Origin of the sequence: Paenibacillus sp. FSL R5-0749 (genome assembly GCF_038595085.1) — a bacterium.
Taxonomy (GTDB): Bacteria; Bacillota; Bacilli; order Paenibacillales; family Paenibacillaceae; genus Paenibacillus.
The window spans coordinates 4,036,161-4,051,377 of sequence record NZ_CP152005.1; the positions used below are offsets into that span (position 1 = coordinate 4,036,161).

14 protein-coding genes are annotated in these 15,217 nt (G+C 45.5%); 8 read left to right on the forward strand and 6 right to left on the reverse strand.

The window, feature by feature from the left end; genetic code table 11:
• Positions 1-51: 51 nt before the first annotated feature.
• The 5 genes from MKY85_RS17875 to MKY85_RS17895 form a co-directional block, all read right to left on the reverse strand.
• Positions 52-1,521, reverse strand: coding sequence for a YdiU family protein (locus MKY85_RS17875; protein WP_342570417.1), 1,470 nt, complete (start codon positions 1,519-1,521; stop codon positions 52-54).
• A 344-nt stretch (positions 1,522-1,865) separates the two neighbouring features.
• A complete protein-coding gene (locus MKY85_RS17880; protein WP_342570418.1) occupies positions 1,866-3,182 on the reverse strand; it encodes a nucleobase:cation symporter-2 family protein in 1,317 nt (438 codons plus the stop codon).
• A 322-nt stretch (positions 3,183-3,504) separates the two neighbouring features.
• Positions 3,505-4,281 carry an NRDE family protein gene (locus tag MKY85_RS17885; RefSeq protein ID WP_342570419.1) on the reverse strand — a complete coding sequence of 259 codons (777 nt, stop codon included), beginning with the start codon at positions 4,279-4,281 and terminating at the stop codon, positions 3,505-3,507.
• Positions 4,282-4,327: 46 nt separating this feature from the next.
• Positions 4,328-4,627: a Dabb family protein gene (locus MKY85_RS17890; protein WP_339234718.1), complete on the reverse strand. Its 300-nt coding sequence runs from the start codon at positions 4,625-4,627 to the stop codon at positions 4,328-4,330.
• A gap of 67 nt (positions 4,628-4,694) precedes the next feature.
• Positions 4,695-5,303, reverse strand: coding sequence for a TetR/AcrR family transcriptional regulator (locus MKY85_RS17895; RefSeq protein WP_342570420.1), 609 nt, complete (start codon positions 5,301-5,303; stop codon positions 4,695-4,697).
• A 193-nt stretch (positions 5,304-5,496) separates the two neighbouring features.
• Here MKY85_RS17895 and MKY85_RS17900 point away from each other — a divergent pair, with 193 nt between their 5' ends.
• The 3 genes from MKY85_RS17900 to MKY85_RS17910 all read left to right on the forward strand — a co-directional run bounded on the left by MKY85_RS17900 (position 5,497) and on the right by MKY85_RS17910 (position 8,616).
• Positions 5,497-6,615, forward strand: coding sequence for an NADH:flavin oxidoreductase (locus tag MKY85_RS17900; protein ID WP_342570421.1), 1,119 nt, complete (start codon positions 5,497-5,499; stop codon positions 6,613-6,615).
• 223 nt (positions 6,616-6,838) lie between these two features.
• On the forward strand, positions 6,839-7,690 hold the full coding sequence (locus tag MKY85_RS17905; protein ID WP_342570422.1) for an AraC family transcriptional regulator: 852 nt from the start codon (positions 6,839-6,841) through the stop codon (positions 7,688-7,690).
• Positions 7,687-8,616: a DMT family transporter gene (locus tag MKY85_RS17910; protein WP_342570423.1), complete on the forward strand. Its 930-nt coding sequence runs from the start codon at positions 7,687-7,689 to the stop codon at positions 8,614-8,616. Before MKY85_RS17905 ends, MKY85_RS17910 begins: the two co-directional genes overlap by 4 nt.
• A gap of 71 nt (positions 8,617-8,687) precedes the next feature.
• On the opposite strand, the gene MKY85_RS17915 is transcribed toward MKY85_RS17910, so the two are convergent.
• Positions 8,688-9,389, reverse strand: a complete 702-nt coding sequence (locus tag MKY85_RS17915) for a pseudouridine synthase (protein WP_339234728.1) — start codon at positions 9,387-9,389, stop codon at positions 8,688-8,690.
• A gap of 204 nt (positions 9,390-9,593) precedes the next feature.
• Here MKY85_RS17915 and MKY85_RS17920 point away from each other — a divergent pair, with 204 nt between their 5' ends.
• From MKY85_RS17920 to MKY85_RS17940, 5 genes are all read left to right on the forward strand, one after another.
• Positions 9,594-10,226: a DUF1963 domain-containing protein gene (locus tag MKY85_RS17920; protein WP_342570424.1), complete on the forward strand. Its 633-nt coding sequence runs from the start codon at positions 9,594-9,596 to the stop codon at positions 10,224-10,226.
• 331 nt (positions 10,227-10,557) lie between these two features.
• Positions 10,558-11,766 (forward strand): MFS transporter, encoded by a 1,209-nt coding sequence (locus tag MKY85_RS17925; protein WP_342570425.1) that lies wholly within the window; start codon positions 10,558-10,560, stop codon positions 11,764-11,766.
• 90 nt (positions 11,767-11,856) lie between these two features.
• On the forward strand, positions 11,857-13,095 hold the full coding sequence (locus MKY85_RS17930) for an aspartate aminotransferase family protein (RefSeq protein WP_342570426.1): 1,239 nt from the start codon (positions 11,857-11,859) through the stop codon (positions 13,093-13,095).
• A gap of 238 nt (positions 13,096-13,333) precedes the next feature.
• The gene (locus MKY85_RS17935; protein WP_342570427.1) at positions 13,334-14,383 is read left to right on the forward strand and encodes an alcohol dehydrogenase catalytic domain-containing protein; all 1,050 of its coding nucleotides are present in this window, start codon (positions 13,334-13,336) and stop codon (positions 14,381-14,383) included.
• Between the two features lie 75 nt (positions 14,384-14,458).
• On the forward strand, positions 14,459-15,196 hold the full coding sequence (locus tag MKY85_RS17940) for an HAD family hydrolase (RefSeq protein ID WP_342570428.1): 738 nt from the start codon (positions 14,459-14,461) through the stop codon (positions 15,194-15,196).
• Positions 15,197-15,217 lie beyond the last annotated feature (21 nt).

Genomic DNA, 15,217 nt, shown 5'->3' on the forward strand with positions numbered 1-15,217 from the left:
TAAAAAAATGAAAAAGCTGCCAAAGGCAGCCTCTTCTTCCTTACTGTTCAATCAGGTCCCACAAAAAGTCTGGTACGAAGTATCGCATTGTGCAGGTAGTTCAGCATACTCAGCCTGTTCAGGTGAATGTGCGAACGGATCTGAAAGGACAGCCAAAAGCTTCTCCATCACGCTAAGATCCCCATGATTCTCCGCTCGCTCAAGGGCTTCCTCGACCCGATGATTACGGGGAATGACCGCTGGATTGCTCGTTCTCATCAACTGCGTAGAGACTTCCTTCCCACCTTGCTGTCTGTCCAATCTGGCTTGCCAACGCTCATGCCATTCAGCAAATTCTGACGTGCCAAACCAGGCTGTTCCTTCCAAAGTATCAAAAGTCAAAGCCAGGAACGTATTCGTGTAATCTGCACTATGCTTCTCCATGAGTTCAAGAAGATCCTTGACCAAGGCTTCATCTTCTGCCTCTTCATCCAACAAGCCCAGTTTGGAACGCATCCCTTTGAGCCAATGATGATGATACAATTCTGAAAATTGTGCGATGGCATCTTGCGCGAGTTGCACCGCCTGCTCTTCATCTTCGTGCAACAGCGGCAGAAGCGTCTCGGCAAATCGAGCCAAATTCCACCCGGCAATATACGGTTGATTGCCATAAGCATAGCGACCTTGTCTGTCAATGGAGCTAAATACGGTTGAAGGATTGTAAGCATCCATAAAAGCACATGGACCATAATCAATGGTCTCACCACTAATAGCCATGTTATCCGTATTCATCACGCCATGAATAAAACCAACTCGCTGCCACTGGGCAATGAGAGCCGCCTGCCGCTTAATCACTTCCTGAAGGAGCAGAAGATAACGATTTTCGGCTTGAGCAACCTCAGGAAAATGTCGATGCAACGTGTAATCAGCCAATGCCCGAAGATCTTCAATAGAACCCCATCTGGCTGCGTACTGGAAGGTTGCTACTCGGATGTGACTGGAAGCCACACGAGTCAAAATAGCCCCAGGCCGCTCTGTTTCGCGAATAATGTTTTCTCCTGTTGCCACCACGGCCAAACTGCGAGTCGTTGGAATACCCAGTGCATGCATCGCTTCGCTAATGATATATTCACGCAACATGGGTCCAACAGCAGCTCGTCCATCCCCTCCACGGGAGTAGGGTGTTCTTCCTGAACCTTTCAGCTGGATATCCACTCGCTCGCCCTGTGGCGTAATCTGTTCTCCCAGCAGCAAAGCCCTTCCATCACCAAGCATGTTAAAATTGCCGAATTGATGTCCTGCGTACGCCTGCGCTAAAGGTTCAGCTCCTTCCGGAACCAGGTTACCTGCAAAAATTTGCGCTCCTTCATCACTGTCTAGTGACTCCACATCCAGTCCCAAACTGGAGGCAAGCAGTCTATTGAATATGATCAGCTTTGGTGATTCAACAGGCACTGCGCTCTGACTTGTAAAAAAAGGTTGTGGTAACTGCGCATAACTGTTGTCCAAATTCCATCCTTTGTTCAACGTTTCTTCTTGCATGGTGATCACAACTCCTTTTCTGTACCAAGGGATCATCCCCAGGTTATATTCTTGCCTTGTGAACCAATGCTCATTTATGTAGTCGCATGGAAATTCAATTCAAGAGGATGTTGACTTAAACGAACATATAAAATGTTCTTGATGAAACTTTAGCATATTTGCATTCCTTTTGCATTCCTCATGAATAGTCACTTTGAAAAGGGAACCACCATATCGTTGGTTTCGCACAAAAAAATCCAAGAAGTTCCTTGGGTAAGTGGAATCTTTCCCTTTCAATCCACTTCCCAGAAGATCCTTCTTGGATCTAGTACGTATACCCGATGACAAGTCTGTTATGGCAAGGATTACGTGTGTGCTTCCTGAGCCTGTACGGGTTGTACAGGCAAGCTTTCTTTTTTGAAACCGAGGTTAAAGAAGACATTGAGCAGGATCGCTGACAGGCTTCCCGTGATAATACCATCACTAACAATAATCCGAATACTTTGAGGAAGCTCGGCGAATAGATCGGGTACAGCAGTAACACCAAGCCCAAGTGAGACGGAGCAAGCCACGATCAATAGATTGGATTGTTTGCTGAAGTCGACGTTTTGCAGCATTTTGATCCCGGATGAGACGACCATTCCGAACAGAACCACCGTCGCTCCTCCGAGGACAGCACTTGGAATAATGGTTGCAAAAGCAGCTACCTTCGGAATCAGTCCCAGAAAGACCAGAATACCTCCGGCTGCAATCACGACATTGGTCGTTTTCACCTTCGAGAGCTGAACCAAACCAACATTCTGTGCAAAGGTATTGTAAGGAAAAGCATTAAATATGCCGCCCAGGACAAACGCGAAACCTTCTGCGCGATATCCCCGTGCCAGATCTTTCTCGTTAATAGGTTGATCACAGATTTTGCTCAAAGCCATAAAAACACCTGTTGATTCAATGATGACAACCGTACCTACAATAATCATTGTAATAATGGGACCAATTTCGAAGGTAGGCCATCCGAAGTAAAAGGGTTGAGGTAAATGGAACCAGGAGGCTTCCTGTACAGCGGCAAAATTCACTTTTCCCATGAAAGCTGCAATGAGGGTCCCCGCGATAATACCAAGGAGAACAGCCAGGGATTTAACAAAACCGCGAGCATATCGATTCAGAATCAGAATGAAAAGTAAAACACCAAATGAAAGAGCCAAATTGTCCAAACTTCCAAAATTCTCGCTGTTTGCTCCACCCGCCATGTTTTTAATACCGGTTGGGATTAACGCAAGACCGATGATGGTTACCACTGTACCGATCACCACTGGTGGAAACAATTTGGCGATTTTGCTGAAGAACACGGCGAAGATGACGATAAATAAACCCGCTGCAATGATCGACCCATATATGGCAGGAATGCCGTATTGCGATCCAATCGCAATCATCGGTGTCACCGCGACAAAGGAACTTCCGAGCACCGCTGGCAAACCAATCCCCAAGTACTTGCCTTTCCGAGCCTGAAGCCATGTTGCAATCCCACACGTTAACAGGTCAATGGATACCAGATACGCCAACTGCTCTGCTGTCAGATTTAGCGCTCTGCCCACAAGCAAAGGTACCAGAATTGCTCCCGCATACATTGCGAGTACGTGCTGAATCCCCAGTGAAAAAACTCTCATCTTTTTGGTTTCTTTCATCCCACGTTGCCCCCCTGAAATTAGAATCAACCGAACCGCTGCAAAAATCATGTTATGTTGATTCACATTATATAAACTATTCAGGGAAGTTCCGTGATTCGTAACATAGAATTGTGATCAGAGATAAAGAGCCCAACTAAAATTGGGCGTGTTATACAAAAGGTACTCTCATACCGATTATGTCGCGTTATATTAGTTGACACATAAGGTTGGATAGCCCTCTTTGACACTCGAAAAAAAGAGACATAAATGTGGAATTTAACTTCAGTGTTGCATGTTAATGCGTATTTCTCAACATCACTTGTTTCATATTCTCAACTTGTCAGTTGAGAAGCTTGATGTTAAAACGTTGCTCCATTATCTCACCGTTTTGGTGAACCCTCTCTGTAAAAAACACTTCTTCTCTGTTCATCAGAACAACGGATGATGCCCTCGTCCCATAGTCAAATTTCTCACTTCTGACGAAGATGGGTGATAACAAACGTTCCCACTCCAATGGAACGCCTGTATGAGGCAGAAGTTCGTCCACAGAAGGATCTGCAATTTGTAGCAGATTTAATATTTGTTCAGTGAGAGTATCCTCGTCCAGGTTCTCCCCTTGAATGATTCTCTCCAGCCCTTCTTTCCCACGTTTCACCTTGGGCCAATCTGTATTGATCAAGTGATTACTAATCCCGTATATTCCCGGTTTCAATTTCATCACGACATTGCCTACATTCGAATAATAATAGAGGCCATCGCGATCCCCCACTAACAGGTTGTAGCCAGGATAATCATTGCGACTGTGCTCTGCTTGTTGTATATATTGCTCAGGTGTGGACGTTCCCTTTAAAAAGTCAGCAACCAGATCTCCTCTTGAGCCCTTGGCATGTACCTCTTCATTCGGATCACGATAATTCGTAACAGCAGCCAGACGTCCAGCTGTTGTTACGCCCATCCAGGTTCCCATTTTGGACAAATCCCGGCCAGCCAATATATGAGGATGGTCTTCCCAATAGTGTGCCTGAGCAGTAGGTCTGTGATAGAATTCATCTCTATTTGATCCCAGTATAAGTGAATACTTTGGATGCATGTTGTAAGCAAATAAAATTAAACACATGGGAATCTTCAACTCCTATATTCGTTAAACCTCTAATTTCGCGCCTTTATATCGCATAATCAACTACAATGACATCTTCTACCCAACCATCGAGAGAGGCTACAAATGCCTGATGAGCAGGATGTGGACCATAGGCACGCAGTGCGTCCTGATCTTCAAACGTCACTCTCAACCCAATCGTATAACCTTGAATACGGTCCGTTTCTTCCGTTGCATTAATTCCTGCGGTCAGCGCGGCAATTCCCGGGATTAGTTCCTGTAATGCGAGCAATTGAGCCACCCATTCCTGCTGTTTGGCTAGCGTGGTTTTATCGTTAAATTTGAAAACAACCAAATGTTCAATCATCTTGTCACTTCTCCTTCGTCCATTCGAATAGTAAAGCGATTTCGTTAAATGAAGTTAATTCATGAAGTTAATTCAACAATTCCAATCCGCCCATCATATAAGGGACAACTCGCTGGGCCAAGTCAGTGGGAGATTCCTCTCTTCCATCCATATTCCATCGATACGTCATTCCATAGATCGACCAGCTTAGCATCGTTGCAGTTATTTTCAGCGTTTTGGGATCTACATCCTTCGCCGCTCTGCTCATTAATTCAAGCAAGAATAGCTCCAGCTGTGTCTTAATGTTTTCTTCAATTATCGGTGCAACCGTCTCATATTTCTTGATGCAGTCATTGCTTGAGACGTGATAATCACATAATGAAAATATAAGTTGCTCTATGGTTTCCGCTGATAACCGGGCATCCGGGTTCACCCTTTTCGTTACATATTCCATAAAAGCATCCGATAACAAGGCTTCAAGCAATGCATATTTATCCTGAAAATGAGCGTAAAAAGTGGCTCTGTTAATTGTGGCTTGTTCCGTAATATTCTGAATCGTAATGCTGTTGAAATTTTTAAGATTCAACTGGTGCAGAAACGCATCAAGAATTAATTGCCGAGTGCGAACTACACGCGGATCGTTCGAGTTTGGAGACAATACACCAGACAAGTCCCAGTCCTCCTTTGTGCATAACATATTTGGCGAGACTCCTTTATTATAGATAAGTGCTATTGGTTCAACAAGTGAAAGCAAGTGCAAAGACGCCATACAATAATCCGTGTCTTTCGCTTAAGCAACAAAACAATCAAACTGTTGGTTGAGTAAGCTTGTAGGGATTGCTAACATTGCACTCGTACCCACTGAGAGGTACAACATTATGGAGGTGCATATGTTGAGTAATCCACAATATAACATTATTTCTACAGAGCGTTTGTTTCAACCATACACCGTTGCCAAGCTAACCTTGTCCTCGCGCATCGTCATGTCTCCCATGGCTCGAGCCTTCTCCCCGGATGGTGTCCCGGGCCCCGATGTAGCCGCATATTATCGTCGCCGTGCCGAGCATGGTGTTGGACTCATTATTACCGAAGGTGCGACCATTGATCATCCGTCTGCATCAAGTGAGCCTAGAATCCCTCATATGTACGGAGCAGCAGCTCTTCAAGGCTGGTCTGAAGTGGTCAAACAAGTTCATGATGCTGGCGGCAAAATCTTCCCTCAGATTTTACACATGGGAATCGTTCGTCCTTCAGGATCTGACCCACACCCGGAAGCTGCATCACTTAGTCCATCGGGAATGGATATGGAGGGTAATCAAGTAGGTGCGCCCATGACGGAGGCAGAGATTGCAATGGTGATTCAAGCTTATGCTGATGCAGCAGTTAATGCTCAACGCATCGGTTTTGACGGAATTGAGCTTCACGGTGCACACGGTTTTCTGATCGATCAGTTTTTCTGGAAAACGACGAATAGAAGGACCGACCGCTACGGTGGTGACCTTCGGAAACGAACTCAATTTGCGATTGAACTTGTAATGGCAGTTCGTGCTGCGGTAGGTCCTGATTTTCCTATTGCAATGCGGATTTCCCAATGGAAAATGAATGATTATCAAGCCAGACTGTTCGACACACCGGAACAACTGGAACAATTCCTTGGTTTGCTGGTTGACGCAGGTGTAGATATCTTCCACTGCTCCACACGACGCTTCTGGGAACCCGAGTTTGAAGGATCTGATCTTGGATTTGCAGGGTGGGTGCGGAAGCTAAGTGGCCAAACCACGATAACGGTCGGTTCTGTAGGGATGCCGGATGAGTCTGACACAGGAGGAACTAAAGTTGAGCATCCAGATATGGGCGAACTTATGAAGCGATTCGATCAACAAGAATTTGATCTGGTGGCTGTTGGACGTGCGTTGCTGGGTGACCCAGCATGGGCCGCCAAAGTACGCGAAGGCCGCATATCAGAGATTCAAGGTTTTACACCTGAAGTGCTGGCGACTTTACAGTAAGAAAAGAACCCTTTTTCTTTCCCTGTTTTTCCTCATATCTATAGGTTTGATCTCATGTATCCACTATAATATGCAAAGGGCTCGCTTTCCCTCCGGGATTGCGGGTATTTTGTTTTTGGAGATAACTGTACAATCAAACACTTGGAGCACATAGCAATATCGTTCAAGAAAATTCCTTCTTTGCAACCTATAATGACCTTAACATACAGAAAGAAGGTGCATCATGACTCGGGAAGTCCGGACTGTGGTATTTGATACCGACTTACAGCTAGAAGCCTATCAGTTTGAAGGCATTATGCAGAAGTTTCCCAATCACTTTCATGACTATTACGTCATTGGTTTTATTGAGCAAGGCAAGCGTCACCTCGTCTGCAACAGTGAAGAATACATTTTGAATAGCGGAGACATGATTGTCTTTAATCCACATGATCCTCATGCCTGCGAACAGGTCGATGGCAGAACACTCGATTATCGCTGTATCAACGTCCAGCCTGAGGTGATGCGAGAGTATGCGAGAGAGATTACCGGACAAGCTTACTTGCCACGGTTTACAACCCCCGTTCTCTACCAAAGTGAACTTGTGGGTTCCCTGCACGAGCTGCATCAGATGATTTTGGAGGAGCAATCGGATTTCTGCAAAGAAGAATTGTTACTCTTTCTGCTGGATCAATTGATGCGAGAATATTCAGATGCTGAACCGCCTGTTTCCACTCAGGATGTTACTATGGAGATCAGACGTATATGTGAGTACATCGAATCTCATTACATGGAGAGCATCTCATTAAACGAGTTAGCCGACTTGACGGAGATGAGCAAATATCACCTGCTGCGTTTGTTCACTCGTCAGAAAGGGATATCCCCTTACCGCTATCTGGAAACCATTCGTATTAATCATGCTAAACGGTTCCTGGAACAGGGCCAGCTTCCGATTGAAGTTGCTGCACAGACAGGATTTAGCGACCAGAGCCACTTCACGAATTTTTTCAAAAAACTGATTGGCCTGACGCCCAAGCAATACCGACGTATCTTCAATCATGATACCGAGCCGAAACGAACTACCCAGCACATCGTATGACGAGTCATCAGAACACCACGGTCTCTACTGGGCATTTACTCGCTTTGTTTACCATATTGATCTGGGGCACTACCTTTGTCTCGACGAAGGTTCTGCTGATTGACTTCACTCCAGTGGAAATTTTGTTTTTTCGCTTCCTGTTCGGGTATGTGGTACTCGTACTGATCTATCCGCGTTCACTGCGGACCGCCTCATTCAGAGAAGAATGCTTGTTTATCGGAGCAGGAATATGTGGAGTGACTCTATATTTTCTCATTGAAAATATTGCGCTGCTGTACACAACCGCTTCCAACGTGGGAGTTATTGTCTCCATTGCCCCGTTCTTCACTGCCGTACTCGCACATTTCTTCCTGGATGGTGAGAAGTTAACACGCCGCTTTCTTATCGGATTTGGGATTGCCTTGAGCGGCATCCTACTCATCGCACTGAATGGCAGTTTCGCACTGCAACTGAATCCGGCAGGTGATCTGCTTGCTTTCATAGCACCTGCGGTATGGGCGATTTATTCTGTATTAATGCGTAAAATTGGCCAGCTTCGCTTTCACACGATTGGTGCGACTCGCAAAGTATTTTTCTATGGCATGATCTTCATGCTGCCAGCTCTTTTCCTGTTTGAATTCCATCTGGAACTCGGGCGCTTCACGAGTATGACCAATCTTTCTAATTTACTTTACCTCGGTCTGGGTGCCTCCGCGCTGTGTTTCGTGACCTGGAACCAGGCTGTGAATCTTCTCGGAGCTATGAAAACAAGTGTATATATCTATCTGGTACCTGTCATTACTGTCGTGTCATCTGCACTCATTCTTCGGGAACAGATCACCTGGGTGATTGTAATTGGGGCGTTCTTAACCCTATTCGGCTCTTACATTTCAGAGCGCAAAGGACACAAGCTTAACAACAAAAACACTAATCCGCGTAGCGGTTAGTGTTTGCTTCATTTTTTACGGATATAACTGGAACTCCTGGTTGACCACCGTTGACATACAGCAAAGTTCATTCATTTGATCTCATTCAATTGAGACAGCAGAATCTCAAGTTCCTCTTGCTCCAGATGACGCCATTGCCCCCGCTCCAGTTGATCCAGCGTAATATTCATAATTCGGATGCGCTCCAGCTTCAATACTCGGTACCCCAAAGCTTTGCACATTCTGCGGATCTGCAGATTGAGCCCCTGTGTCAGAATAATACGAAACACATGTTCACTTTGCCTATTCACTTCGCAAGGTTTGGTCACCACGTTCAGTATTTCAACACCTTCAGACATGGACTTTACAAATTCATCTGTTATAGGTTTGTCTACAGTCACTACATATTCCTTATCATGATTATGCTCCGAACGCATCATCTTGTTCACAATGCCTCCATCATTCGTAAGCAAAATCAACCCCTCAGATGCCTTATCCAGCCTGCCTATTGCAAATATGCGAGAAGGATAATTCATATATTGAATGATGTTGCCCTCCACATGTTCTGCTGCTGTGCAGACAATACCGATCGGTTTATTCAGAGCAATGTAGACAGGTTCGCTGTCATTACGAGGAATCTCCTTGCCATCAATGAGTACCACATCGTCAGGTTCAACATTCGCCCCTTTTTCACATACCCTGCCATTGATCGTTATGCGTCCGGCTGCAATTAATCGGTTCGTTTCCCTGCGGGAGCAGAATCCCGTTTCACTTATGTATTTGTTAATTAACATGTGTCACCGCTTCTCATCTGTAATAGATCTGATGGTTCATTGAATTAAATGGTCCGTTCTTTCTTCATGCAAGAGTTAGTACCTTGTACTGATTCTCATTCCCCATCATCTCATTTATACTGATACGAAGCAATGAATGGTTGTATGAGAACACATACAACGGTTCATAGAAAAGTCAAAATACACTCTGGAAGGAGAGTATCCATGAACAAAGTTACTCGACTTACAATTGTTCCCGATGATCTAAACCTAGACTCTGGCATATGGATTGGTGGAGAAATCGCATACGTTGCAGACTGGCCGGTCAACCCTGAGGGGCAGCCTTTAATGCATCTGTTCTCCATCCATTGCCATACACTTTCACAGCAGATCCATATCCCTTCTTTACCACAAGATAAATATATCTCGGTCTTCTCCACCTATTCCGCCTCCGAATACTTTCTGGACCAGGTAACCTATGCGGGAGATGAGCTGGAATGGAACGAAAATATTCTCGCAGGATACACTTATGTCTCGGTGTCTTCGCATCCGCTAACTTCCGTATGTCCTGTTCCACCCATTCCGTTAAGCGGCGTACGTTTGATTGAAATGGAGTTGGACGATCAGGAGTTCCCTGCATTTTCGTTTTTCTCTCCGACTTTACCAAACGGTGTGAAGGGAATTGAGCATCTGGTAGAGGAGTATCAACTCGTGTGCCAAATATATTCCGGAGATTTTCCTGATCCTTATCAGGATATATTGGGTCTTTCGGATGCTAACGGTTATTTATTTTTGCGAAAGGGTCTCGCGTCTGCTCACGCACCATTCGATGCAATTTTCTTTGTACAGACTGCTTAATGGCGATATGTTGAGGTCAAATACCATCATATAGAACGGCTAATCAGAACGTTTCCCGTCTACTCAGACAGGGAACGTTTTTTGATATATGCCCAGTTTACAATCCTCGTTCAATTCAAATGCCAACACTGTTAAAAGTTCATATTGATTGGATCGTATCTATCCTTTCGACACGAAATCGTTTTAGAAAAAAATGTAACACGAATGTTCAAAACTTAACATTATTTTACAATAAAAAGCATGTACATTTGGGCAATTATGGTATAAGTTATATATGAAATAAACATTAATTACATAATATAAAATTTTCATCCAATTAGGAGGCGGGCTTTTGAAAAGAATATTCGCTCTAAGCTGCGGTTTTTATCTGTTAATCGGCATAACCAGCGTTGTGCTCGGTGCACTTCTCCCTGTTTTATTGTCATATTATGAGCGCGGTTACAGTGATGGCGGATTTTTGTTATTTCTGCAGTTTCTTGGATTTCTTGTCGGTGTACTTGTAGCTCCTGCCCTGACAGCCCGGATTGGAAGAAAAGCGATGCTTACCCTTGCCTTGATCTGTATTGTAGCCGCCTATACATTACTCGGTTTTTTGCCATCCTGGGCTGTAGTTCTCCTTCTCACAATGATCGTAGGTTTCGGTTCAGGTATCATCGAACCCTCTGTAGGTGCATTCACGATCGAATTCACTGAGAATCAGAAGGCAGTCGCCATGTCCAAGCTGGATGTCTTTTTTGCTCTTGGAGCACTTCTCATCCCCGCTGTCGCTGCTTTATTTATCTGGATAGACATGTGGCATCTCACTTTTTATGCGGTGGCCGTGTTGTCAATGGTTCTCATGTTGCTGTGGATCACCATGCCCCGGCCAGCCGCACTATATCTGGAACAAGCTGGTGAGAATACAGTGGCGCATGCCGCAGGTAAAGCCAGATATTCAAAAAAACATCTCGGTCTGCTGACGATCTTCGTCATCTTCTTTTTCATCTACATGGGACTGGAACTGGGACTGATGAACTTCCTGCCCTCCATTCTCGTAGAACGATTGCAGCTTCAGGAATCTGTCGCATCACTGAGTGTCTCCATCCTGTGGATTGCGATGATCATCGGCCGTCTTTTCTCGGGAAAAATAGCGGAAGCGGTCAACTATATGCCTTTCCTGATCTGGAGTACGATCGGCACGCTTATGTTCGCAGTGGCTATGGTATTTGTAACTGGACAGTGGGCAACGTACGTGCTGATCTTCGGGACCGGTTTGTTCATGTCAGGGCTGTTCTGTATCGCACTCGTCTATGCTAATGTTCTGATTCCCGGCATGACCGAACGCACAACCAGTATCCTGATCGCATCGGGTGGTATTGGAGGTGCAGTCTTGCAGTATGTGACTGGATGGAGTATGAGTGCCTGGCCTATTGTGAATACCATCTGGATTTTGGCCGGATTCTGTCTGATCCTTCTTCTCACATTGATGGTCTCTCATCTATGGACTGTTAAGAATAATACCGTAAGTGCAGCTCTCGCACAACATAGTAAGGAAATGTAAACTTCATTTCTTAAGGGAGGTGATGCCCGCATCATCCGGGATTGTTGAGCTTCGTTCGAGCTAGTACACCATAATATTGGAGGAAATCGTATGCAAACTTTGACCAACAACCGCTTCGTAGCCGGAAAAGGGATTAAGTTGATTGACGATTCAGGTGTTGAATACCTCGATGGCGTATCAGGTACGTTCAATCTGTCACTGGGCTATAATCACCCACATGTAGTCAGCAAAATTCAGGAACAAGTCGGCAATCTGACGCATATGTCTTCCTCCTTCACTGAACCATACGTAAATGAAGTACTTGATCACTTAATCGAATATGCTCCAAACGACATTAATGCCGGATGGATGCGGGATATTACCGGTTCAACTGCAAACGAATGTGCAACAAAAATTGCACAGAAGTATACCGAATCGACAGACATCATCAGCCTGTATCTATCCCATCATGGACAGACCCAATTTGCCACCGGAATCTCGGGAAATGCCTTTAGACGGAAACGGTTCCCCAATTCAGCAGCGGCTAACGCTGTTCATGTACCTGCCCCATACTGTTATCGCTGCCCATTCAAATCCTCAAACGGAGACTGCGCCTATCAATGCGTTGAAGCTATCTCTGATGCGATTGAATATGCAAGTTCCGGCTCAGTCGCCTGCATGATCATTGAACCCATTCTGGGGAATGGTGGCAATATCATTCCTCCTGCCGGATATTTCAAACGACTGCGTAAACTGTGTGATGAGTACAACATGCTTCTCATTGCGGACGAAGTACAGACCGGCATCGGTCGTACGGGAACCATGTTTGCCAGCGAGCTGTTTGATATCCAGCCTGACATGATTACCCTTGCCAAAGGTCTTGGCGGAATCGGCGTACCTGTTGCTGCTGTATTAATGCAATCCCGATTAAATGTGCTCGAAAAGCACGAACACTCCTTCACCTCTGGAAGCAATCTGATTTCCGTAACCGCTGCCAAATCCACCCTGGAGGTGGTATCTGAACCCGGATTTCTCGATGCCGTGAAACGGAAAGGTGAAATTTTGGGTGAATTGCTGCATGAATTGGCTATGAAATACCCAAGTATCGGGGAAGCTCGTGGTGTCGGGTTAATGTGGGGGCTGGAGATCGTGGGTGACGGTAATGAACCGGATACACTTAAAACCAATGCCATTGTTGATCGCGCTTTTACAGATGAGCATCTGATCTTGAGAAGTTCAAGATATGGCTTCGGTAACGTGGTTAAGGTCCGGCCTTCTCTTACCACAACCGAAGACGAACTGGTAGAGATTGTGGAGCGGCTGGATTCGGTGCTTGCCAGCGTTCATTAAAACATTTCAATGCAACTGTTCGAAGTGGTCGTTTCGGTTACGAATCGTTCTTATGATCGCTGTTATCCACGGATTTTCTTGATTTTCCTTTCCCAAGGGAAAAATCCGGTGATAAAGGCGAACGCTTCGCTTCTCCAGAATCGATTTCGTCCCCTTCACTACTTTCGTATCTTGTCAGAAACTGCTTTAAGATCAAACGCTATATTTATATTTTATATAATTACAAGGAGGTTATATCATGCTTGCATTGGTATATAAATCAGCCTGGGATGTTGCACTTGAGGAACGGCCCGTCCCGGAAATTACAAGAGATAATCAGGTGTTGGTTCGTATTCGGGCGACAGGCGTGTGCGGTACCGATCTCGGTATTGTCAGCGGCAAATATCAAGCGGTCCCTTCCGTCATTCTCGGTCATGAGTCTGCCGGGGAAGTCATCGATGTTGGCTCTGCGGTAACGACATTACAACCGGGCGACCGTGTTGTGATCGACCCTACCTACTATTGCGGACAATGTGACATGTGCAGAACAGGCAGACAAAATCATTGTACACATAAGTCTGTTACGGAGACAGGTGTAAGTGCTGACGGGACATTTACGGATTATTATGTGACCGAAGATCGCTTTTTGTACAAATTAAAGGATCATGTGAGCTATGAGGAAGCGACGTTGACGGAACCGCTCAGTTGTATGCTAACGGGGATTAATCAGATCCATCTACTGCCGAATTTCAGAACGATCATCCTCGGCGCAGGCCCGATTGGCATTCTGTACAGCTACGCGCTCGCTTCCAAAGGTGTTACTGGCTGTCTGGTCGACATCTCGGAGGAACGCTTGGCGATTGCCGGTTCCATTGCACCAGATCGCTGGCAGGTTCATTCATCCTTCGAAAATGCAATAGAATCGCTGTCACCTGTAACCCATCAGGTTGATATGATTGTGGATACTACAGGTGTCGTAGGTACACAAGTACTCTCCCAGCTCGCCAGTGGCGGTTATCTGATGCTGGTAGGTCTGAGAGATGGAAATACGTCCTTTAATCCAAAAGAAGTCGTGGACCGCAGTCTGAAAATTATTGGCTCCATCGATTCTCTGGGCACATTCGCAACAGCACATTACATGATCGAACAAGAGATCATTCCGGCTAAAAAAATCATTACCCACTCCTTCCCGTTGGAGGATTACGAAGAAGCATTCCGCACACTTGGCTGCGATATCCAGGGGCGCACACTTCAAGCCTCTTCACATGCAATCAAAGTTGTACTGCAATCCAGCGGTTCCCGTTTCTAAAACGCTAAGTTAACCATGATAAAATAGAGTAGATTAGAGATATATGTTTACACAATCCTGGAGGAGGAATACAACATGGTAGCAAACCAAGAGTTTGGCGGACTGGGAGCGGCCGATGATAACATCATTCAAGCAGTCATCTTTGATATGGATGGTGTACTGATTGACAGCGAACCGATATATTTCGAGATTGAGCGCAGCTCTTTTGCCCATTTTGGCGCAGTGATGACCGAAGAAGAACACCATACTTATGTTGGAGTTACGCTGGAGTCCATGTGGCAGCAAGTATTGGACAAACATCAACTGACAGCTACGTTAGATGAAGTATTGGCTTATCATCAGCATAATGTGATGCAAACCATGCTGGCTCATTCCAACTTGACGGCAATGCCTTCCGTGGAACGTTGGTTAAGCTGGCTGCACGAGCAACACATTCCCATAGCCGTTGCTTCTTCCTCTCCACGTGCACTGATTGATTTGATCATGAACAAGACCGGACTTGGGCGGTACTTTGAGGTACGAATGACCGGAGAGGAAGTCAAGAACGGCAAGCCGGCACCGGATATTTTCCTAACCACAGCTGAAATGATTGGCGCATCGCCGTCCAATTGTCTGGTGATTGAGGACTCTCGTAATGGTGTTCAGGCAGCCAAAAGTGCAGGCATGCGCTGCATCGGTTATCACAATCCGGGATCAGGCAACCAGGACTTATCCAAAGCCGATCTTCAGATTTCCAGTTACGATGAGTTATGGACGTTGAAGGATGCACTGCCCTTTGAAGGCAGATTGCCAAGCCTGGCGAAGCTACGCTGAGCAGAAGTAAGTCTGGAAGTA

Bases quoted from the DNA above. Each gene is read 5' to 3' on its own strand.
- MKY85_RS17875 (WP_342570417.1), bottom strand. From the start codon at position 1,521: ATGCAAGAAGAAACGTTGAACAAAGGATGGAATTTGGACAACAGTTAT.
- MKY85_RS17880 (WP_342570418.1), bottom strand. From the start codon at position 3,182: ATGAAAGAAACCAAAAAGATGAGAGTTTTTTCACTGGGGATTCAGCAC.
- MKY85_RS17885 (WP_342570419.1), bottom strand. From the start codon at position 4,281: ATGTGTTTAATTTTATTTGCTTACAACATGCATCCAAAGTATTCACTT.
- MKY85_RS17890 (WP_339234718.1), bottom strand. From the start codon at position 4,627: ATGATTGAACATTTGGTTGTTTTCAAATTTAACGATAAAACCACGCTA.
- MKY85_RS17895 (WP_342570420.1), bottom strand. From the start codon at position 5,303: ATGTTATGCACAAAGGAGGACTGGGACTTGTCTGGTGTATTGTCTCCA.
- MKY85_RS17900 (WP_342570421.1), top strand. From the start codon at position 5,497: ATGTTGAGTAATCCACAATATAACATTATTTCTACAGAGCGTTTGTTT.
- MKY85_RS17905 (WP_342570422.1), top strand. From the start codon at position 6,839: ATGACTCGGGAAGTCCGGACTGTGGTATTTGATACCGACTTACAGCTA.
- MKY85_RS17910 (WP_342570423.1), top strand. From the start codon at position 7,687: ATGACGAGTCATCAGAACACCACGGTCTCTACTGGGCATTTACTCGCT.
- MKY85_RS17915 (WP_339234728.1), bottom strand. From the start codon at position 9,389: ATGTTAATTAACAAATACATAAGTGAAACGGGATTCTGCTCCCGCAGG.
- MKY85_RS17920 (WP_342570424.1), top strand. From the start codon at position 9,594: ATGAACAAAGTTACTCGACTTACAATTGTTCCCGATGATCTAAACCTA.
- MKY85_RS17930 (WP_342570426.1), top strand. From the start codon at position 11,857: ATGCAAACTTTGACCAACAACCGCTTCGTAGCCGGAAAAGGGATTAAG.
- MKY85_RS17935 (WP_342570427.1), top strand. From the start codon at position 13,334: ATGCTTGCATTGGTATATAAATCAGCCTGGGATGTTGCACTTGAGGAA.
- MKY85_RS17940 (WP_342570428.1), top strand. From the start codon at position 14,459: ATGGTAGCAAACCAAGAGTTTGGCGGACTGGGAGCGGCCGATGATAAC.